General features: G+C 74.6%; 16 protein-coding genes. 8 read left to right on the forward strand and 8 right to left on the reverse strand.

Annotation, left to right across the window (positions count from 1 at the left end; genetic code table 11):
- Nucleotide 1 precedes the first annotated feature (1 nt).
- The 3 genes from ACWGKT_RS41010 to ACWGKT_RS41020 are packed head-to-tail and all read left to right on the forward strand — an operon-like array spanning nt 2 to nt 3074.
- Nucleotides 2-1930 (forward strand): HAD-IIIC family phosphatase, encoded by a 1929-nt coding sequence (locus ACWGKT_RS41010; protein ID WP_453277691.1) that lies wholly within the window; start codon nt 2-4, stop codon nt 1928-1930.
- Nucleotides 1927-2232: an acyl carrier protein gene (locus tag ACWGKT_RS41015; RefSeq protein WP_453277692.1), complete on the forward strand. Its 306-nt coding sequence runs from the start codon at nt 1927-1929 to the stop codon at nt 2230-2232. The genes ACWGKT_RS41010 and ACWGKT_RS41015 overlap by 4 nt, the downstream gene beginning before the upstream one ends.
- On the forward strand, nt 2229-3074 hold the full coding sequence (locus ACWGKT_RS41020) for a 4'-phosphopantetheinyl transferase family protein (RefSeq protein WP_235454943.1): 846 nt from the start codon (nt 2229-2231) through the stop codon (nt 3072-3074). Before ACWGKT_RS41015 ends, ACWGKT_RS41020 begins: the two co-directional genes overlap by 4 nt.
- Before the next feature lie 3 nt (nt 3075-3077).
- Here ACWGKT_RS41020 and ACWGKT_RS41025 read toward each other — a convergent pair whose 3' ends face one another.
- Nucleotides 3078-4124, reverse strand: a complete 1047-nt coding sequence (locus tag ACWGKT_RS41025) for a LuxR C-terminal-related transcriptional regulator (protein ID WP_453277693.1) — start codon at nt 4122-4124, stop codon at nt 3078-3080.
- Between the two features lie 29 nt (nt 4125-4153).
- Between ACWGKT_RS41025 and ACWGKT_RS41030 the strand changes: the two genes are divergently transcribed.
- On the forward strand, nt 4154-4513 hold the full coding sequence (locus ACWGKT_RS41030; protein WP_356150746.1) for a hypothetical protein: 360 nt from the start codon (nt 4154-4156) through the stop codon (nt 4511-4513).
- 45 nt (nt 4514-4558) lie between these two features.
- On the opposite strand, the gene ACWGKT_RS41035 is transcribed toward ACWGKT_RS41030, so the two are convergent.
- Nucleotides 4559-5266 (reverse strand): 4'-phosphopantetheinyl transferase family protein, encoded by a 708-nt coding sequence (locus ACWGKT_RS41035; protein ID WP_453277694.1) that lies wholly within the window; start codon nt 5264-5266, stop codon nt 4559-4561.
- 305 nt (nt 5267-5571) lie between these two features.
- Between ACWGKT_RS41035 and ACWGKT_RS41040 the strand changes: the two genes are divergently transcribed.
- From ACWGKT_RS41040 to ACWGKT_RS41050, 3 genes are all read left to right on the forward strand, one after another.
- Entirely contained in the window at nt 5572-6402 is an 831-nt protein-coding gene (locus ACWGKT_RS41040; RefSeq protein ID WP_356150750.1) for a metallophosphoesterase family protein, read from the forward strand.
- A gap of 259 nt (nt 6403-6661) precedes the next feature.
- Complete coding sequence (locus ACWGKT_RS41045) at nt 6662-9412, forward strand: helix-turn-helix transcriptional regulator (RefSeq protein WP_453277695.1); 2751 nt, start codon at nt 6662-6664, stop codon at nt 9410-9412.
- Between the two features lie 44 nt (nt 9413-9456).
- Nucleotides 9457-9678 carry an MbtH family protein gene (locus tag ACWGKT_RS41050; protein WP_453277696.1) on the forward strand — a complete coding sequence of 74 codons (222 nt, stop codon included), beginning with the start codon at nt 9457-9459 and terminating at the stop codon, nt 9676-9678.
- On the opposite strand, the gene ACWGKT_RS41055 is transcribed toward ACWGKT_RS41050, so the two are convergent.
- Together ACWGKT_RS41055 and ACWGKT_RS41060 are read right to left on the reverse strand one after the other, a co-directional pair.
- Nucleotides 9643-10575 carry a hypothetical protein gene (locus ACWGKT_RS41055; RefSeq protein ID WP_453277697.1) on the reverse strand — a complete coding sequence of 311 codons (933 nt, stop codon included), beginning with the start codon at nt 10573-10575 and terminating at the stop codon, nt 9643-9645. The genes ACWGKT_RS41050 and ACWGKT_RS41055 overlap by 36 nt on opposite strands.
- 2 nt (nt 10576-10577) lie before the next feature.
- Nucleotides 10578-10847 (reverse strand): hypothetical protein, encoded by a 270-nt coding sequence (locus ACWGKT_RS41060; RefSeq protein WP_453277698.1) that lies wholly within the window; start codon nt 10845-10847, stop codon nt 10578-10580.
- Between the two features lie 272 nt (nt 10848-11119).
- Here ACWGKT_RS41060 and ACWGKT_RS41065 point away from each other — a divergent pair, with 272 nt between their 5' ends.
- On the forward strand, nt 11120-12061 hold the full coding sequence (locus ACWGKT_RS41065) for a polyprenyl synthetase family protein (RefSeq protein WP_356150760.1): 942 nt from the start codon (nt 11120-11122) through the stop codon (nt 12059-12061).
- 538 nt (nt 12062-12599) lie between these two features.
- On the opposite strand, the gene ACWGKT_RS41070 is transcribed toward ACWGKT_RS41065, so the two are convergent.
- The 4 genes from ACWGKT_RS41070 to ACWGKT_RS41085 all read right to left on the reverse strand — a co-directional run bounded on the left by ACWGKT_RS41070 (nt 12600) and on the right by ACWGKT_RS41085 (nt 20516).
- Nucleotides 12600-14351, reverse strand: coding sequence for an AMP-binding protein (locus tag ACWGKT_RS41070; protein WP_453277699.1), 1752 nt, complete (start codon nt 14349-14351; stop codon nt 12600-12602).
- The gene (locus ACWGKT_RS41075) at nt 14342-16669 is read right to left on the reverse strand and encodes an ATP-binding protein (RefSeq protein WP_453277700.1); all 2328 of its coding nucleotides are present in this window, start codon (nt 16667-16669) and stop codon (nt 14342-14344) included. The genes ACWGKT_RS41070 and ACWGKT_RS41075 overlap by 10 nt, the downstream gene beginning before the upstream one ends.
- Before the next feature lie 276 nt (nt 16670-16945).
- The gene (locus tag ACWGKT_RS41080) at nt 16946-19513 is read right to left on the reverse strand and encodes a BTAD domain-containing putative transcriptional regulator (RefSeq protein ID WP_453277701.1); all 2568 of its coding nucleotides are present in this window, start codon (nt 19511-19513) and stop codon (nt 16946-16948) included.
- A 13-nt stretch (nt 19514-19526) separates the two neighbouring features.
- A complete protein-coding gene (locus ACWGKT_RS41085) occupies nt 19527-20516 on the reverse strand; it encodes an AfsA-related hotdog domain-containing protein (RefSeq protein ID WP_453277702.1) in 990 nt (329 codons plus the stop codon).
- Between the last annotated feature and the right edge of the window lie 92 nt (nt 20517-20608).

Below are 20608 nucleotides of genomic sequence, written 5' to 3' on the forward strand. Positions count from 1 at the left end.
GATGGCGGTGCCGGTGCGCACGACGACGCGCGGCGAGCCCCTGGAACGGCTCCGGGAGCTCGCCGCGCAGGGACGGCTGGAGACGGCGTACGACGAGGTCGCGCCACTCCTCGCCGAGCTGGCCGACGATCCCGGGGCCCGGCCGGACTGGGCGCGGCGGGCCGGGCGGCTGCTCGCCCGGGCCGACCGGGACGCGGTCCTGGCCCGGCACCCGGACCTGTCCCGGGTGACCGTGGCGGTCACCGGGCAGTCCACGGCCGCGGACGTCGTCGAGCCACTGGTCGGCGAACTGGCCCGGCACGGGCTCCTGGTGAACGCCGTCGTCGGCGACCACGGCGCCTATCTGCGGGACCTCACCGACCCGTCCGGGGTCTTCCACGGCATCGCCGTCGACCTGGCGCTGTGCCTGCTGGACGACACCACCGTCTTCGCCGAGGTGCCCGCGGTGTGGGGGCCCGAGGACGTCGCACGGGCCGCGGACGAGGTCGCGGCGCGCATCGAGGGCCTGGTGCGGCGCCGCGCCGGTGGCGGCACCCTCGTGCTCAACACCCTGCCGCTGCCCCGCGAGCGCACCCACCAGCTCGTCGACCACCGGTCCCGGGCCCGGCTGGGCGTGGTGTGGCGGGAGTTCAACGCACGGCTGCTGCGGCTGGGGGTCGAGGCCGACGGCGTCGTCGTGCTCGACCTCGACCCGCTGATCGCCGCCTGCGGTCCGGTCGCCGACGCGCGCCTGGCCCAGTACGCCGGCGCCCGCATCGGCGCCGGGCTGCTCGACGCCTACGCCCGCGAAGTCGCCCATCTGACCCGCGCGTTGACGGGCCGGACCCGCAAGTGCCTGGTCCTGGACCTCGACCACACCCTGTGGGACGGCGTGCTCGCCGACGACGGGGCCGAGGCGCTCGCCGCCGCGGGGACGCTGCGCGGCGAGGCGTTCGGCGCGTTCCAGCGGACCGTACGGCAGCTCGCCGCCCAGGGTGTGCTGCTCGCCGTCAGCAGCAAGAACGAGCGCGGTGCCGTCCTGGAGGCGCTGCGCACCCACCCCGACCTCGTGCTGCGGGAAGGGGACTTCGCCTCCGTGCACGCCGACTGGGAGCCCAAGAGCGGACACCTGGCCGCCGTGGCCGACGCGCTGGGCATCGGGGACGACGCGCTGGTGTTCGCCGACGACTCGCCCGCCGAGCGCGCCGAGGTGCGCCACTCGGGCGTGCGTGCCGCCGTGGTCCCCCTCGACGACGAGCCCGCCCTGCACGTACAACGGCTGCTCGCCGACGGCTGGTTCGACACACTCGCGGTCACCGAGGAGGACCGGGCCCGGGCCGGCCACTACCGCGGCGCGGGCGCCCGCGCCGCGCTGCGCGCCGAGTCCGGCTCGCACGAGGAGTTCCTGCGCGGCCTCGGCGTCCACGTCGATCTCTGCGCGCCGCGCGCCCACGAGCACGAGCGGCTCGCCCAACTGACACAGCGCACCAACCAGTTCAACCTCACCGGGCTCCGCCTCACCCCACCCGAGGTGGCCCGGGCCGTCACGGACCCGGACCGGACACTGCTGGCGGCGCGCACCGCCGACCGGTTCGGCGAGAACGGCCTGACCGGCGCGCTCCTCGCCACCCGCGAGGGCGACGCGCTGCGCCTCGACAACGCGTGGCTCAGCTGCCGCGTCCTGGCCCGGGGCATCGAACAGGCCCTGCTCGCCGCCGTGTTGGCGCACGCCCGCGACACCGGGCACCGCGCGGTGCTCGCCGCGTACCGGCCCACCGCGAAGAACGCCCGGGTCCGCGACTTCTACCCCGCGCTCGGCTTCACCGCGGCCGGGGAGCGCGACGGGGCGCTGCTGTTCCGGCACGACCTGCGCCGGCTGCCCGCCCCGCCGGAGCACGTGCGGATCACCGGGACGCTGACCACCGGCGCCGACGGCAGGAGGCACACATGAGCGCGATCGACACCCTCGACGGGTTTCTCGCCCTGCTCCGGGAGGAACTCGGCCTGGACGTCACGGCGCGGGAGGCCGGCGAGAGCCTGGTGAACCTGCCCCGCTGGGACTCCCTCCACCTCCTCAGGCTGGTCACGCTGATGGAGGAGGAGACCGGCCGGCGGCTGTCGCTGAGCCCCGTTCTGCAGGCCCGCACGCTCACCGAGATCCATACGGTCGTGCTGGAGCAGGTCGGCGGCCGGAGCCAGGAACGACCGCAGGAACAGAACCAGGAACAGAGCAGGGTGGAGGCACAGGCATGACCGTCCCCGGCAATTCCACGCTCGGACCGCCGCTCGGCGCTCCCGTCGAGGTGGGTGTCGACGACGCCGCGTGGGACCGGGTGAGGGCGGATCTGAAGGCGTGCGGCACCGCGCTGCTGTACGCCCACCGCCCCGTCCTGCAGCCCCAGTTGCCCGCCGGCGACGGGCTGCGCAGGCTGCTGGGCCGCGACTGGTCGCGCTACCTCGGCCTCGCCCACACCGATGTGCGCGACCGGTACGCCGCCTCCCGGGTGCTGCTCAAGTCCGCGGCGGCCGTGGTGCTGCGCGGCGACCCGGACGCCCTGGAGCTGGCGTACGGGCCCACCGGACGGCCGTATCTGCGCGGCTGCGACCAGGTCGACATCAGCCTCAGCCACACCGACGACCTGCTGTTCGTCGGCCTGACCACCCGGGGTCTGATCGGCGTGGATGCCGAGCGCGCCGACCGGCAGATGTACGGCAGCGGCCTCGGGCGGCACGTGTGTACCCCGTACGAGATGGTGACGCTCGCCGCGCTGCCGGAGGAGCAGCGCAACCCGTCCCTGGTGCGGCTGTGGACGCTGAAGGAGGCGTACAGCAAGGCGATCGGGCAGGGCATGCAGTTCCGGTTCACCGAGTTCGGCTTCGGCCCCGACGGCAAGCCGGTACGGGTGCAGCGTCCCGACGGCACCGCGGGCACCGGGGACGAATGGGCCTTCCGTACCTTCCCGCTGGCCAGCGGCTACTGCGTCAGCGCGGCCGTCTACGACGCCGGGTTCGGCCCGCCGGCCGACACGGACATCACCACGATGCTCGACGAGGACTGTGTGGAGGCCGTCGAGGACGCACTGGGCGAGAGGTGAGGCTCAGCCGGACTCGGTCTCCTGTCGGGTGTGCTGGTCGAGCATGCCGGAGATCGCCACGTTGTAGCCCGCCTGGAAGCGGCTGGTGGCCTCCAGCTCCTCGGTGATCTCCGAGATGTGACGGCGGCAGGTGCGCACCGACATGCCGAGCCGCCGCGCCACCATCTCGTCCTTGTAGCCCTTGGCCATCAGGCGCAGGATCGACTGCTTGAGGTCGTCGGCGGTGGAGGGCGTGCGCGAGGTGTCCGGGACGAACGGGGTCGCGCTGTCCCACAGGTGCTCGAAGACGGTGTAGACGAACGCGACCAGGGTGGGCTCCCGGACGACGATGGCGCCGCCGCTCGCGTAGTGCACGTCGTCGTGGTGGCCGTGCGTGGGCAGGAACACCGTCTCCCGGTCGTAGATGAGGATCCGGTCGATGACCTGGTCGGCGGTACGCACCTCCACGCCGGCCGCGGTCACGTCACGCACGTACGCGCGCGTGGCGAGGTCGCTGCGCGCGGTGTGCTGGTAGACGGTGCGGATGGCGACGCCGCGCTCGCGCATGCCCAGGGCCGACGCACGGGCCGCCTGCAGCAGCGCGCCGGGGCGGGCGCCGCCCGGGGCGACGGACGCCATCTCCTGACGGCAGTGCGTGCTGAAGTGGTCGAGCATGGACTGCACGGTGTCGGGGTCGGTGATGACGTCTATGGCCTCCAGCCGGTTGCGCAGGCGGCGGCCCTCGAAGTAGACGGGAGTCAGCGACATCAGACGGCTGCGGACGTCGGTGACCGCCTGCTGGAGGACGCTGATCTGCTTCTCGGCCGAGCTCACCAGATCGGCGGTGGCGACGTCGGGGCCCACGGGGACGAGCACGTTCGGGTCGCCCGGCATCGGCTGCAGCAGGCGCAGCAGGGTCAGCACCTTCTCCGCGTGCTCGACCTCGGCCGGGGAGAGGGCCAGTCGCTGGGCGATATCCGCGCGTATGAAGCGGCCCAATTCAACGGCGTGTCCGTATGCCGCGGCACTGATGTCGTCCAGCTCGGCGAATTCGGAATGGGAAGAACTCATTCCGCGCACCCGAACCACGAGGTGCTTGAGTGCAGTTGTTGCCGTGCAGCTTTGAGCCATCGCATATCGCTTGGGTTTCGCTCAAGAGATTCGAGAAGGTGTTCCTGGCGGCGGGAGAGGCCATCGGTGAGCGAGAGGCTCCAGCTCATGACGATCCTTCCCGTTCGGAGCGCAGAGACATCGAGCCTGCAGGGGGAAACGTGCACGTCATGACTAGCATGATCAACATCGTCGCTCGTAGTGCAGCTTTGGGTAGTGCTCTTGGTGTGTTGTTTACCGGAGCCGTGCTCTTCGGGCAGCACGACCACACCAACCGGGCCGATGCGCACCTGGGAACGGTTTCGACCGCCGCCACCTACGTCGTGGAGGGTGACGACCGCTGGGGCTAGACACCCCGCTTGCGCAGCCCGTTCTCCGGCAGGCGCCTTCCCTGTTCAGACCGACAGGGGGGCGCCTGCCGTCGTGTGGGCGAGCTTCGCGTGCCGCACGGCGGGTACCGCGATCGCGCTCAGGATCACCCCGTGCGTGGCCGAGAAGCGGCCGGTGAGAACGCGCCGCGCCGAACCCGGCCGCGCCGCGGGGTCGTTGAGCAGCGCCGCGCGGAACGTGCCGCGCTCCGCATCCACGGTGAGCAGCGCGTCCTCGAACTCCAGGGTGTGCCCGGTGAGCGGGAAGTACGACTTGTAGACGCTCTCCTTCATGGAGAACAGCAGCCGGTCCCAGCGGACCTGGGGCAGGGTGCGCAGCAGCCGGTGCACCCAGGACCGCTCCTGCGGCAGCGCGATCGACTCCAGGATCCCCTCCGGCAGCGGCTGGTTGGGCTCGGCGTCGATGCCCAGCGCGGCGATCTCGTCGGCGCGGGCCAGGGCGGCGCCCCGGTAGCCGGCGCAGTGGGTGATGGAGCCGACGAGCCCGGGCGCCCACTGCGGCGCGCCGCGCAGGCCCGGCAGCACCGGGACGGCCTCCTGGCCGAGGGCCGCCATGGCGCGCCGGGCGCACCAGCGGGCCGTGGTGTACTCCCGGCGCCGCGTCTCGACGGCCCGGGCGATCTGGGCCTCCTCGCCCGGGAAGAGGGTGACGTCGATGCGGTCGACGGTCGTGTCGACGGCGGCGACCTCGGCCGGGAGCAGCGATTCGATCATGGGGATCACCCTTGTCGGACGGGCCGCTGCCGGGCGGGCGGCGGCTGTGTCCTCACCGTGCGGTGGCGCTGCCGCTGGGCTCAACGCGTGGGGGGCTTGGGGGGCGGTACTGGTGGTCTCGGGGGGTGGAAAGCCCCTGTCCTCTGCTAGGTGGAGGGGGTTGGGGGTGGGGGTTGCTATGCGGTTGTCATTCGGCTGCGGGGCGGTGGGGGTTGAGCGCGCGGTTCCCCGCGCCCCTGGGTGGGTGGCGCTTAGGGGGGTTGAGGGGTACTCGGGGTTGGCGGGGTCGGCCTAGGGTCGGGTGAATGGGTCACGGACAGTTGATGGCCATCAGTGATCTGCACGTGGCGTTCGCGGAGAACCGGCGGGTCCTGGACGCGGTTCGGCCGGACGGGCCCGGGGACTGGCTGGTGGTCGCGGGGGACGTGGGGGAACTGCTCTCCGACGTGGAGTGGGCGCTGGGCGTGCTCAGCGAGCGCTGGGCGCGGGTCGTGTGGGCGCCCGGGAACCACGATCTGTGGACCGCCCACGAGGACCCCGTGCAGCTGCGCGGCGACGCCCGCTACCGCCGGCTCGTGGAGATCTGCCGGGGCCTCGGCGTGCACACCCCGGAGGACCCGTACCCGGTCTGGTGCGGGCCCGGCGGCCCCGTCGTCGTGGCGCCGCTGTTCCTCCTGTACGACTACACCTTCCGCACCCCCACCGCCGCCACCCGGCAGGAGTCGCTGGACCAGGCCTACGCGGCCGGGGTCGTGTGCACCGACGAGTTCCTGCTGCACCCCGACCCGTACCCGAGCCGCGACGCCTGGTGCCGGGCGCGGGTCGCCGAGACCGAGCGGCGGCTCGCCGCCTGCGACCCGAGCCTGCCGACCGTGCTGGTCAACCACTTCCCGCTGGTGCGCACCCCCACCGACGTCCTGCGCCACCCCGAGTTCGCCCAGTGGTGCGGCACCGAGCTGACCGCCGACTGGCACCTGCGGTTCCGCGCCACCGCAGTCGTGTACGGCCATCTCCACATCCCCCGCACGACGTTCCACGACGGCGTGCGCTTCGAGGAGGTCTCGGTCGGCTACCCGCGCGAGTGGCGCCGCCCCGGCCACCGCAGGGACGTCCCGCGGCGGATTCTGCCCGCTTGACAGCGACCCGACGACGCGCAGAGCGGCCCTGGACGGGACTTGCTGCCGTGCAGCTTTCGGCCACCGGGGCGGGCCAACTGGCCTCGTAGACTTGGCGTCTTGAAGGACGGTTGCCCCGCGCAAAGGAATTGCTTTGCGCTGTCTTGGGGAAGTCATGGGGGCGACTGGAGAAAGTCTTGGGGAACGTTTCCGGCAGTACGCCTGGAATTCCCGATGGATTTTCGGCTCCTTGACCAACGGGGGATGTGAGGCGGCGGCGATGTATCTGGATCGGGAAAAGCAAATCCGCTTGCTGGAATCCGCGGTACGGGAGGCGGTCGACGGGGCCGCCCGGATCGTGCTCGTCGAGGGCGCGGTGGGCTGCGGTAAGACGGAGTTGATTGAATCCGTAACTGAAATGACGGCGCGGGCCGGGGTGTTGTTGCTGCGCGCGGAGGGGACGAGGGCCGAGCGGCATATTCCCCTCGGAGTGGTGGGCCAGTTGGCCGCCGCGGCTCCCGAGGGCGCGTTCGACGCCGTACCGCTCGACCCCGACGCGGCGACGGCCGGGGCCGGACGCGTCGCGGCCCGGCAGGCCTTCGCCACCGCGGTGGGACGGCTCGCCGAGCGCACGCCGGTGGCGATCTGCGTCGACGACCTCCATCTCGTCGACGAGCCGTCCCGACGCTATCTGCTCCATCTGGCGGGCAGACTGCGGCAGGCCAGGGTCCTGCTGGTGTTCGCCGAATCGCTGCACGAGCGCACCGACGACCCGGAGCTCGGCACTGACCTGCTGCGCCGGCCCGGCTTCGTGCGGATACGGCTCGAACCGCTGACCCGGCAGGACGTCGCGGCGGCCCTGGAGCGGGACCCCGACGCGCGCCCGACCCCTGGCGAGGCGCACGCGCTCACCGGCGGGAACCCGCTGTTACTGCGGGCGCTGACCGAGGACGGCGGGCCCGGGCGGGCCTTCGTCCAGGCCTTCCTCGCCTGTCTGCGGCGCTGCGGCGGCCGTACCGAGGACGTCGCGGCGGCCGTCGCCGTCCTCGGCACCCTCGCCGCACCGCCCGCGATCGCCGGCCTGCTCGACCTGCCCGAGGCCGACGTACGGGCCTGCCTGGACGCCCTGGATGCCGCCGGCCTCCTCGACGGCACCGCCTTCCGGCACCCCGCCGCCCGCGCGGCCGTACTCGACCATCTCGACCCCGAGACACGCGCGCTCCGCCACCGAAAAGCCGCCGAACTCGCCCACGCCCAGGGCCACGCGGCCACCGACGTCGCGGCACAGCTGCTCGCCGTGGGCCATCAGGCGCCCGCCTGGGCCGGACCGGTGCTGCGCGCAGCCGCGGACCGGCTGCTCGCCGACGGCGACCACCGGCGCGCGCTGGAGTGCCTGCGGGCGGCCCTGGCCGGCACCGACGACAAGACGGAGAGCGCCGAGCTGCGCACCGCGCTGGCCGCGGCGGAGCTCGCCGTCGACCCGGCCGCCGCCGAGGCACAGCTGGCCGAGCCGCTCGACGCCGTGCGCGCCGACCGGCTCCCGGCGGCCGTCGCGGCCCGGCTCGCCCGCCTGCTGGTCACCCAGGGCCGGATCGACGAGGTCGCCGGGGTGCTCCAGGAACTCGGCGTCAACACGACCACGGCGGAGGGGAGTTCGTGGGACGACCCGCGGCACGTACCGCTGGACGGCCTGTCCGCCTTCCCGCACCGGTCAACGCGCCCCACCCCGCCCGTCACCCTGCCCCGCCAACGGGAGCACACCTCCCGCAGGGCGTCCCCGGCGGCCACGGCGACGCACCCCGCTCCCGCCGCCGGGCAGGGGCCGGGCTGGGCCGTGGCCTTCTGGGGCGTGCCCGAGTGGGAGCGTTCGGCGCGCGGCGTGGAGAGCGCGGAGGCCCTGCTGCGGCGCACCAGCCTCGCCGAGACCACCCTCGCCCCCGTCCTGCAGGCGCTGCGCGCCCTGCTGCACCTCGACGGGCCGCGCCGCGCCCTGCCCTGGACCCAGACCTACATGGACGAGGCGGCCCGCCGCGGCGCGCCCGGCTGGCAGGCCGTGTTCGCGCTCGTCCGGGCCGAGGCGCTGCTGCGCCAGGGCGACCTGACCGGTGCCGAGACGCTCGCCCTGCAGGCCCGTGCCGCGGTGCCCGAGCACGACGACAGCCTCTTCCACAGCTGGGCGGGCGCCACCCTGGCCGCGGCCCGCACCCCCATGGGCCGGCACGACGACGCCGGGCGCGAGGTGTGCCGCCCGCAACCGGAGCGGCTCACCGGGAGCCTGCACCTGCTCGCCCACCTGAAGGCACGCGGCGCCTACTACTTCGCCACCAACCGCTTCCAGGCCGCGCTCGCCGACTACCTCGACATCGGCCGGGCCATGCGCCGCTGGGGCCTCGACCGCCCCGTCGTACTCCCGTGGCGGACCTACGCCGCCGAGGCGCTGCTCCAGCTCGGCGAGGTCCGCCAGGCCTCCCGGCTCGTCGCCGACCAGCTCGCCTCGCGCGACCTCGCCCACCCCTGGGTGAACGGCCTCACGCTCCGGCTGAAGGCGGCCCTCGGTGAGCCCGCCGAGCGGCCCGCGCTGCTCGCCCGCGCCGTCGACGACCTGCGTCGCTCCGGCGATCGGCTCGAACTCGCGTACGCCATGGCCGACCTGGGCGAGGCGTTCAAGGAGTGCGGCGACCCGGGCCGGGCCAACATGGTCAACCGGCGCGCCTGGCACCTGGCCAAGGAGTGCGGCGCGCAGACCCTGCGCGAGCGGATCCTGCCGGGCCGGGCCGGCGCCGTCGACCTGCCCGAGGGGGCCCGGCAGACGACGCACGCCGAACTCGACGCGAAACTCAGCGAGTCGGAGAAGCGGGTCGCGCTGCTCGCCGTGCACGGCCACACCAACCGGGAGATCGCGCTGAAGCTGTACATCACCGTCAGCACGGTCGAACAGCACCTCACCCGCGTCTACCGGAAGCTCAACATCACCCGCCGCCAGGACCTGCCGGCCGACCTGCCGTTCAGCGAGGCGCTGGACCTGGCGTGAGCCACAGGACCGGACCCGGCGCAAGAAACAGAAGGAGTACGACCATGAGCGGTACGCCGTTCGAGAATCCCGACGCCGGCTATCTGGCGCTGATCAACGACGAGGGCCAGTACTCGGTGTGGCCGGCCGCCGCCGAGGTGCCCGTCGGGTGGCACGTGGCCCTCGCGGAGACGTCCCGGCAGGCCGTGCTCGACCACATCGACCGCGCGTGGACCGACCAGCGGCCCGCCTCACTGCGCGCCGCCGACGGGCAGCCGGGCCAGTGACGCCCTCGCGTACACCACCTGACAGCCCGGGACGATGAACAGGGACTCGCGCAGCGCGGAGACGGACTCGGTCGTCAACTCCTCGACCGAGTCCGTCTCTTCGTACATCAGGGCGCGCTCCAGCTCGAAGTAGTGGAGGTTGAAGGCGTCGACCTGCCGCTGGTAGAGCCACCAGCGGCGGCACTCCTCGGGGCTGCCGTGCTCCCGCAGATACGCGGCCGTGAGCCACTCCTCCAGACGGTGCGCGAGGCGCTCCGAGGCGAGCCGGGCCCGGATGCCGGTGCCCGGCCGGGCCCGCTCGTACAGGCAGTGGCCCAGCTCGTGGGCGACTCCGGCCAGCGCCCCCACGGTGGGTCCGTCGGCGCCGAGGATCACGGCGGCGTGCGGCGGGCCGACCGTGCGGAAGGGCGTGTCGCGCTCGGCCAGCGAGGACTCGGCGAGGATGCGCAGCACCCGCGCGCGCCAGGGCCGCAGTTCGGGGAGCTCCGGGAGGATCTCGGCGGCCGGGGCGTGGGTGGGGTGGCTCAGGATCAGGTCGTCGGCCGGCAGCGGGAGGGGCAGCTCGGCCAGGTGCACCAGCATGGAGCGGCGCAGCGGCAGTACGGCCGCGTAGCGGGGGGCCGCGACGACCTGTCGCACCTGACGGTGCGTGACGTCGAACAAGCGCCGGACCCAGGGCACTTGCCGCAGTGCGGCGAGTCGGGCGCGGCGCTCGGCGAGCAGCGTCTCGATCAGCTCACCGGTGCCGAGGACGGCCTCGCGCTGGAGGCGTCGGCGCTCGTCGCGGTAGGCGGCGACGGCGCGGGGGTCGCCGGTGAGGTCGTGCGGGTGCTGCGTGTCGTGCTGTGCGTTGTGCTGCGGGGCGGGCTGTGGCGCCCCGCCCCGCCGGCGTGCCACGGTCAGTTGTTGAAGCTGTTGTTGGTGTTGCTGTCGTTGTTGCTGCTGCTGTTGTTGTTCGAGTTGTTGTTGTTGTTGATGTTGCCGTTGTTGTTGCTGTTGTTGTCGTTGGCAACGATCGACAGGTCCTCGGCGAGCGCGTTGATGTCCGTGGCGGTCACGCTCTGCAGACGCGGGGCGTCGGCGTCGTTCGCCATCGCCGAGCTGTTGTTGTTGATGTTGTTGTTGTCGTTCGAGTTGCTGTTGTTCGACATGGAGGAGTTGTTCGCCATGGGGATCTCCTGAGGACGAGCGGGTGGCCGGGCCGGCGCCCGGTCTGCGTGTCGAGCAGCGAGTCCATATACGGCCATGGCGCTAAAGCGGCGTATGGCTGTGGCAAGCGCATGGCAAGGTCGGGCCGCGCGGCCGGCGGGTATGGCAGGACGCTGCCGTACGCCCCTGCCGTGGGCCTCCTGACGACGCGGAACGTCCGCTTCCCGCATTGTGGGCGGGTCACGCATCCGGCAGGGTCGGTCGCAATCCGTAAGCCCAGCAGGAGGCCCCCATGATCACGGATCAGGACCACAGGACGCCGGCTCCCGCGCGACAGCGCGAGCAGATGCTGGACCGCGTCGAGGCCCGGCTGCGCTCCCTCCTGAACGACGAGTACCAGCGCCACTCGGGGCACGCCCGCGCCGCCGTCCTGGTCGAGTCCCTGGCCGAGCTGGTCGCGGCGGGCGGCGAACGGGTGCGTCCCGTGGTGCTGTTCACCGGGTACCTCGCGGCGGGCGGCACCCCCGACGACCCGCGCGCCGTCGACGCGGCCGCCGCGCTCGAACTCCTGGACACCGCGATGCTGTTGCGCGCGGACGTGCACGAGAACGTGGCCGTGCGGCGCGGGATGCCGGCCCTGCACGTGGCGCGCGCGGCCGAGCACGAGCGCGGCGGCTGGGGCGGCGACGCGCGGAGCTTCGGCGCCTACACCGCGACGCTCGCCGGTGACCTGGCGGTCGCCTGCGCGGACCGGCTGGCCGCCGGGCTGACCGGCGCCGCCCGGGTGCACTGGGACGAACTGCGGGCCGATCGCTGCGTCGGCATGTACGCGCGCGAGGCGATGACCGCGGCGTACCTAGACGACCCGTGGCCCGGCCGGTGCGTGTCCGGCTGCGACAGCGGCTGCCGGGCCGGCTGGTACGCGCTGCGCGCCCCGCTGCTGATGGGCGCCGCGCTGGCGGGCCGCGACGAACTGGCCCCCGCCTACGAGGCGTACGCGAGCGCCCTGCACGCCGCCTGGCGGCTGCGCGGCTTCCTCGACGGCGGCCCCGAGTACGCCTGGGACGCCGAACTGCTGCGCGAGATGCTCCTCGACGGCGACGAACGCGACGTGGCCGAACGCATGATCCACGAACTGGTCGGCCGAGCGGGCCGCACAGCAGACACGGCGGCACTGACCGGGGAGTGGCGCGGCGAACTGGTGTCGTTCGGACTGCGGGTGGCTTCGGTCTGAGGCCGGGTTGGCGCGATGGCTCGTGCGGGCGGGTCGTACGGCACGGGTGCGTTGGCGCCGTGGCGCGTGTGGCCGAGCTTCGGCACGGGTGGCGGGCGACGATGTCACGGGCGGCTGAACTCTATGGCCGTGCGGTGGGGGACTGCGGCGCGTGCGGGTGGGTGCCACGGCTCGTGCTCGCAGGCGCTACGGCAAGGGTGACTGGGCGCGGCGGCACGGGCGGCCAGGTTCTACAGCCGGGCGGGCGGACACTGCGGCTCGTGCGGGCAGGTACGACGGCGCAGACGGCCGAGGACGATGCCACGGGCGGCCGGGCTCTTGCGGCCTGCAGGCGGGCGCTGCGGCGCGTGCGGGTGGGTGCCACGGCTCGTGCTCGCAGGCACGACGGCATGGGCGGCCGGGGACGATGTCGGTGCGCCCGGGCTCCACGGTCCGGTCCGGTGGCCGGGCACGCGCTGCGGCACATGTGGGCGGGTGCCACAGCACATGCGGGTGGGCATCACGTTCCGTGCCGGCGGGCACGCCCGGGGCGGGGCGTTCAGGCCGGTGTCTCCGGGCGGGGCCGTGGCGTGCCGGGGCGTAGGCGGGTCAGCCAGGTGCGCAGGGCCTCCTTGCGGAGTTCGCCGTTCGGGTCTCGGGGGAGGGAGCCGACCAGTTCCAGGCGGGTCGGCAGGAACGCCTCCGTCAGGCCGCGGCGGGCGAGATGGTCGCGGAGTTCCACCAGGCCCGGCGGCTCCTCCTGGAGCGCGGGTACGACGACGGCGCACGGCATCTCCCCGTACGTCGCGTCCGTGTACTCCACGACGGCCGCCTCCCGCACCCGGGGATGCGCGCGCAGCCCCTCCTCCAACTCGTCCACCGGCACGACGAACAGGCCGCCGGTCCGGTCGTCCGCCCGGCGCACCACGGTGACCTCGCCGGGCCGCGGCGAGGTCGCCGCGTCGCCCGTGTCCAGCCAGCCCTCCCACCGCTCCCAGGTCCCCTCGACGGCACCCCCGTGCCGCCAGGACGCCAGCGCGACCGACGGCCCACGCACCCGCAACCGGCCCGCTGCCAGGGCGACTTCCAGCCCGGGGAGCGGTTGTTCCCCGGACCCTTGCGACAGAGCACCCAGCCCCGCCTCGGGCGCTCCCCACGCGCTGTGCACCGGGACGCCCAACTCCTCGCGCAGCGCGTTGAGAAGGGCCTCTGGCGTGCCGACGCGCCCGCCGGTCAGGGCGGTCCGCAGCCCGGACAGGTCGCGCGGTTCCTGCCGCTGCGCGGCGAGCAGCTCGGCCCAGTGCGCGGGCGTGGCGTACACCCGGTCGACCCGGGCCGACTCCATCAGGCCGAGGAAGACCCGCGGATCCCACACGTCCAGGAACACCCCGGTACCCCCGGCCGCGATCGGCCAGCACACCGCGTAGAGCAGGGCGGCGAGGGAGGCGAGGGGGAGAGGGGAGGCGAAGACACCGGCGGGGGCGGAGGCCGCGGGGGCTGTGGACGCCTCAGGGGCGGCGGCGGTGCCGTCGGGACGGCCCGGTTCCGGTGCCGCCGCGGCCTTCGTCCCGCCCTGCGCCGCGAGGCCCGCGTACAGCGTGTTGCCCGTGTGCAGGAGCGCGCCGTGGTCCTCGCCCATGCCCATCACGGTCAGCAGCAGTGCGGGCCGGTCGGGGGAGGCGAGGGAGAGGGGCAGGTCGCGGGCGTGCGGGCCGCGTTCGTGGGCGGTGCGCAGGAAGTACGCGTCGAAGTCCACCGCGCCCGTCGCCTCCGCGTCGCCGACCACCACCCGGCGCCGCAGCCACGGCAACCGGTGTGCGAGCTCGGCCAGCACCTCGGCGTTCCCGTACTCCTCCCAGCGGTCCGGCACCACGCACACCCGCGCCTGCGTGGCGGCCAGGATGCGCTCCAGATCGGGTGCCCGCACCCCGGGCAGCACCGGCACCACCACGGCACCGATCCGCCAGCAGGCCAGCGTGAGCGCCGCGGCCTCCCACCAGTTGGGCAGGTGCAGCGCCACCGGGTCGCCCTCCGTCACCCCGAGCGAACGCAGCGCCGCCGCGAACCGGTCGACGTACACGGCGAGTTGGGCGTACGACACGATGACCGTCCGCCGCCCCTCGGGACGGTTGGCACGGTGTCCGACGAAGGCCGGGCGGTCGGGATGCGCGGCGGCGTTGCGCAGCACGTCGTGCACGAAGCCCTCGGCCCGCCACAGCCCGGCCGCGCGCCAGCGCTCCGCGACCCGCGGCGGAACGCTCGATCCGGCCGGCAGCGGACCCAGCCGGGGGGCGTCCGTCGTCACGTCCACCGGCCCACCGACCAGGCCACCTGGAGCCGCGACGTACAGCCCAGCCGGCGCATGATCTGGCGTACGTGGTTGACGACCGTCCACTCCGAAATGTCCAGGCGGGAGGCGATCTGGCGGTTCGTCAGCCCCTCGGCCACCAGCATCGCCACCTGCACCTGGCGCGGGGTGAGCGGCTGCGCCTCCGGTGTGGGGGCCGCCGGGCGCGTGTCGGGGTCGGGCGCGGCCAGCGCCTCCTCCAGGGCGGTGCCGGGGAGCATACGGGTGCCCTCGGCCCAGGCCGCCTGGTAGCCGGTGGGGTGCAGCCGGGAACGCAGCGCGTCGAGGGTCTCGTCGACGGCGGCCCGGCGGGCCGGGGCCGGGGTGCTGCCCACGGCCCGGCGCAGGGCCGCGCAGGCCGCCAGGGTGCGGGTCGCCCGCAGGCCCGCCGACGGGTCGGTACGCAGCCGCAGCAGAGTCAACTCCTCTAGTGCGCCGGGGAGTTCGGTGCGTTCGTCGAGCGTGCGGTACAGCTCCAGGCTCTCGCGCAGCGCGCGGGCCGCGCCCCGGGTGTCGTCGCGCTCCCCGGCGGCGGCCGCCCACTCGCGCAGTGCCGCCGCGAGACCGCGCGCGTCCGCGACCCTGCGGTGCGCGTCGAGGCCCTTCTCCAGCAGGTCCCGGGCCTTGCGGGCATCGCCCTGCGCGCGCAGCGCCGCGGCCAGCGCGACCGTCGCGTCCGCCGCCGCGGCGGCCGCGCCCAGGGACTCCAGGGCGGTCACCGCCGGGCCGAGTGCCGCGACCGCGCCCGCCGGATCGTCGAACCGCAGCAGCGCGAGCCCCATCCGCGCCGACACCAGCGCCGTCTGCCGCCGGTCGCCGAGCCGCTTGCACAGGGCGAGGGCGCGGCGATGACGGCGTACGGCGAGATCGGCGTCGCCGAGCGCCAGCGTGAACGTCGCCGACAGGTCGACGAGGCGGGCGCGCAGCGGCTCGGACAGGGCGGGCCGGGGCGTCGCCGCGTCCGCGCCCGGCGTCTCGTCCCGGGCGACGGTCTCGCACCACTCCACGCCGTCCTGCAGATGACCCTGCACGAGCCAGGGCCGGCACAGCGCGAGCACCAGCGTGGCGACGTCCTCGGCGGCACCGCACTGGTGCAGGCGGCGCAGCGCGGCCACGACGTTGGGGTGTTCGGCGGCGAGCACCCGCAGCCACTGGCCCTGCCGGGGGCCGGTCAGGCGCGGCTCGACGGTGGTGACCAGTTGCCGGTAGGCGGTGGCGTGCCGGTCCAGGGCCGCGTCCAGCAGGCCGTCGGCGGCGAGTTCCTCCGCCATGTGGGAGCGGACCGGCTCGGGCACCGCGAACCGGGGCTCGCCCTGCTCCTGGTCGAGGGCGACGACGAGGCTCCGGTCGAGCAGCGAGTCGAGGACGACGTCCGTGTCGGCACGCGGCAGCGGTGAGACGCGTTCGAGCATGGGCAGTCCGAAACCCGGCTCGAAGACGGCCAGTTGGCCGAGCAGTGCCAGCTGTCCGCGGCTGAGGCCCGCGACGGCGGACTCCGCGAGCGCCGCGAGCGAACGGTGCCGGGCGGGCGCGCCCGCGGGGCCGCCGGACAGCGCCGTCAGCGCGCCGCCGCGGTGCCGCAGCCGGGCCAGCAGCACCTGGGGAGTGAACAGCCGCAGTCGGCCGGCGGCCAGTTCCAGGGCGAGCGGCAGGCCTTCGAGCAGCGTGCACAGGGCGGCGACGGCGGGCGCGTTCTCCTCGGTGAGCGCGAAGCCGGGCACCGTGTCGCGCGCCGCGCGGGTGAACAGGGCGACCGAGGCGTTGTCCGCCAGTTCGCCGGGGTCCTCGGCGCCCGGCGGCGGCACCGGCAGCCGGCCCACCGGCAGCAGCCGCTCGCCCACGACGCGCAGCGGCTCGCGGGAGGTGGCCAGGGCCGTCAACCGGCCTGCTGGGGTGAGGAGTTCGCCGAGCACCGTGGTGAGCGGCTCGCCGTGATGGTCGCAGCCGTCCAGGACCAGCAGGGCGTCCGCGTCCCCCGGGACGCGGCGCAGCTCGGCCGCCAGCCGCAGCACGATCGCCGCGGCCTCGTCGGCGGAGGCGGCCGGCGCCAGGTTCGCCGTCCGCACCCCACGGAACTGCCCGGGCGCCGGCTCGAACGCCGCGGCCAGCGCGCTCTTGCCGACCCCGCCGGGCCCGGTGAGCGTCACCAGACGGGCGTCCGAGTCGGCCAACCTGCCGCGCAGCACCATGAGTTCGGCGTCCCGGCCGGCGAGGGGGCGTCCGCTGTCCGTCGGTGCCGGGCGAACTCCGGGTCTGCTCGGGGCCTGCTGTGCGACGGTCATGGCTTCCCCCTTGAGATGACTGGGAGCAGAGTGTCCGGAACGGGCAAAGCGCGGCTTAATCACGCCGGTCCGGATCCGATTGCGGCTCCTGGGGCGGGTGTGGTGCGTTCGATGTCCGGGCCGGATGAGCGTGGTGTGATCGGTTTCCTGGGCTGGTTGAGGGCGATGCGATCGGCGGCTGGCGTGGTGCGGCTGCCACCGGTGAGCGTGCAAGGGCCCGGGAGGTGGAGAGCGGCCCGCGCGGGCACGCGGACGCGGTCTCGCCACGGCGTCGCGTCACGCCGCCTCGCGCAGGCGCCACACCCCCGGTCGTACCTCGACCGCCGGCTCCGGCTCGTGCGGAGTGTCCGTGAGGCGGCGCAGGCAGCGGCGGGCGTAGGCCTCCAGGCGCCGGTCGCGCAGTGCCGTGGCCAGGTCGCGGCAGGCCGTGAAGCGGGCCGTCGCCGTCGCCTCGTCGCCGAGGTCCAGGGCGAGCAGCGCCCCGGCGCGCAGGGCGTCGAAGCGGGCCGGGGACCGGTCCGGCAGCGAGCCCAGCGCCGTGTCGAGGAGTGCGCCGGCCTCGTCGAAGGCGCCCGCGTCGAGCCGTACGTCGACCAGACCCACCAGGGCGCGCCCGTGTTCATGGTCGTCCGAACAGCCGCGCGCGGCCCGCGCCGCCGCCTCGTACAGCTCCTCGCAGCGCGCCAACTCCCGCTGCTGCCAGGCCAGGTCGCCCAACGAGCGCAGCATCCGCGCCTCACCCGCCCGGTCCCGGGCCCGGCGCGCCGCGTCCAGGCCGAGTGTGTGCGCGGCCCGCCAGTGGGGCCAGGCGGCGTGCGACTCCAGGCCGCCGGACAGCGAGTCGGCCAGCCGCAGCGCCGCCTGCCAGGCGCCGTGCGCGTGCGCCGTGCGGAGCACCCCGACCAGGGTGACCAGGCCGGTGTCCGCGACGGCCGAGGGTCCCGCGCCCGCCACGGTGTCCGCGTACGCCTCGGCGAGGCGGCCCGCCGCGTCCCGCGCCGAGTCCTCCGGCTCGTGCCGGGCGAGCAGCTCGACGGCGAGCAGCCGCAGCAGGGGGTGGAAGCGGTAGTGCCCCGCGTCGTCGGCCTCCAGGAGGCGCGCGTCGACGAGCCCCTCGACGGCGTGGCCGGCCGCGTCCGCTCCGAGGCCGAGCACCGCCGCCGCCGGACCGAGACCGAACGGGGCGTCCGGCAGCAGGGCGAGCAGCCGGAACGCGCGCTGCTGCTCCGCGGTCGCCGCCGCGCACCCGCGCACCAGGACGTCCTTCACGTCGAGTTCGCCCACCCGCAGGGCGTCAAGGCGGTCCCGCGCGTCCCGCAGCCGGGCGGCGAGGGTCCGCGGCGTCCAGTGCGGGCGCGCGGCGAGCTGCGCGGCGGCGCCGCGCAGGGCCAGCGGAAGGTGGCCGCACAGCCCGGCGACCTCCAGGAGGGCCGCCCCGTCCGAGCCGCCCGGGGCGCGGTGCCGTACGTCGTCCACGCTCTGGGCGGCCCCCGTACCCGAGACCGCCGCCAGCAGCGCGCGGGCCGCCTCCGGTGGCAGGGGTGCCAGTGACACCGTACGGACGGTGGCGAGCGAGGCCGGTGTGCGGCGGATGGTGATCAGTGCCCGGCAGCCCTCGGCCGTGGGCAGCAGCGGGCGCAGCTGCGACTCGGAGCTCGCGTGGTCCAGGACGAGCAGCAGCCGCCGGCCCGTCAGGAAGGTGTGCAGGGTGTCGCGCAGGTCCTCCACCGCCTCGGGCAGCGGCCCGCTGTCGCCCGCCCGCCGCAGCAGCCGCGTCAGCGCCTGCGCGGGGGTGAGCGGACGGCCGGGCTCCGGCTCCAGGTCGACGAAGAGTCGCCCGTCCGGGAAGGCGTCCGCGCACCGGTGCGCCGCCTCCACGGCCAGCGCCGTCTTGCCCACGCCCGGCATACCGGCCACGGCGACACACGTACCGGCCGGCGCCGAGTCCAACAGGCCTACCACGCGGGCGAGTTCGTCCTCGCGGCCGGTGAAGGCGGGGTCGGCGGCGGGCAGCGCCACGGGCCGGCCGCGGCTCTGCGTCACCGTGACCGCCGCGGGCGCGGCGGCCTCCTCGACCAGCAGGCCCGCATCGCCCTCCAGGATCCGCTGGTGCAGCCGCTGCAGCGCCGGGCCGGGTTCGATCGCCAGTTCCTCGACGAGCGTCTCCCGCACCTGCCCGAACGCGCGCAGCGCCTCCGCCTGCCGGCCCGCCCGGAACAACGCCAGCATCAGATGCCCGTGGAACTCCTCGCGCAGCGGATAGCGCGTCGTCACCGACTGCAGCTCGGCGATCAGATCGCGGTGACGGCCCAACTCCAGGTCGGCCCGGATCCGTTGCTCCAGGGCGGCCACGTTCGCCTCGTCCAGCCGCACGGCCGCCGCGTCGAGGGTCGGACCGTGCGGGGTGTCCGAGAGCAGCGGGCCGCGCCACAGGTCGATCGCCTGCCGCTGCAGGGCCGACGCCTGCGCGAAGTCGCCCGCCTCAAGCGCCCGCCGGCCGCTCGCGTGCAGCGTCTCGAACCGGGTCAGATCCAACTGGTCCGGATCCAGGCGCAGTACATAGCCGGGCTGCCGGGTCACCAGGGTCTCCCGGCCGAACCCGTCCTCGGCGGTGTTGAGTTGTTTGCGCAGCTGCGAGATGTACACCTGGAGCGTGGTGATCGCGGTACGCGGCGGATCGTCCTGCCACAACTCGTCCGTCAACGCCTGTACGGACACCACTTCGCCGCTGCGCACCAACAGCGCCCCCAGAACCACGCGCAGTTTCGCGGCCCGCGGTGTGTACGAGACACCGGGGCCCGCGCTGCCCTCGATCTCCATCGGGCCGAGGATGCGGAACCTCATCACGGCACCCGCGTCACAGATCCTGCACGACGCTCGTGCGGGCCTCGGCCACCGCGCGCCGGTGCTGTGTCACGGTCAGCGTCACCGGCACCGAGGGACGGCCCTCGGCATCCCGCTCCAGCGGGCCCGGCACCGCGACGCAGCGCAGCGGCAGCCCCGCCTGCGCGTAGCCGCGGAAGTGCACGTCCCAGTCGGCCACCACGGCCCGGTCGGCGTCCACGCCGCAGGCCCGGCCCGCGGTGAGGATCGACGTCTGGCGCAGCGCCTCCAGGAGCAGCAGACCCGAGACCTGACCGTCCGCGGACGGCGCCAGCGCCGGGTTCTCCCCCCGGGTGAGGATCCACGTCGTCAGCCGGCCCTGCGCCGACACGCTCGGCTCGCACACCACCACGTTGCCCGGGGCCCGGCGGCCGATCTCGGCCGGGTCGACGGGCCAGCCCGCGCCGTCCGGCGCGTCGTCCAGCTCGGGAGCGGCGCGCAGCGCCCGGCGGCTGTGCTCGATGTGGTTGCGGTGCAGCGCCGGCATCAGGAACACCAGGCCCGCGCTGCCGGTGCAGCACGGGACGTCGTCGATGCGCACCTCGACGCCGAACGTCAGCCCCCGGGGCACGCCGCTGATCACATGGTCGGGCCGCGCGGTCAGATGCGTCGTCATCCGGGGCGGGTCCGCGTCGGCCACGCGCCAGGCCCGCAGGTCGGTCAGGGCGAGCGCGAACCGGTAGAACAGGCCGGGCCGTTCGCGCGGCACACCGAAGTACCGGTGGCCCACGAACTCGCCGACCTCGCGCACCTCCTCCGTGACGGACTGGGCGTCGTGGAAGTGGCCGGGACCGTCGTTGAACAGCGGGTGCCCGGTGGGCACCGAGCCGGCCAGGACGAAGTTCTCCTCGCCGCTGCTGGGCGCGTCCAGGAGGTAGTGCTCCCAGGACGTCGGGCAGTGGATCAGATGGCGGGTGGCGTACTTGAGGCCCTGGACGGCGGTACTGGTCGTGTCGACAGTCATGGTCTCTCCTCGGCGCGATGGGAGCGCTCCCTGCGCGCAGAGCACAGGGGAGGGCCCATTCCGTGGCGCGCGCTGTCCCCGTGGCCGTCAGC

It is taken from the genome of Streptomyces sp. NPDC054794 (assembly GCF_053611585.1).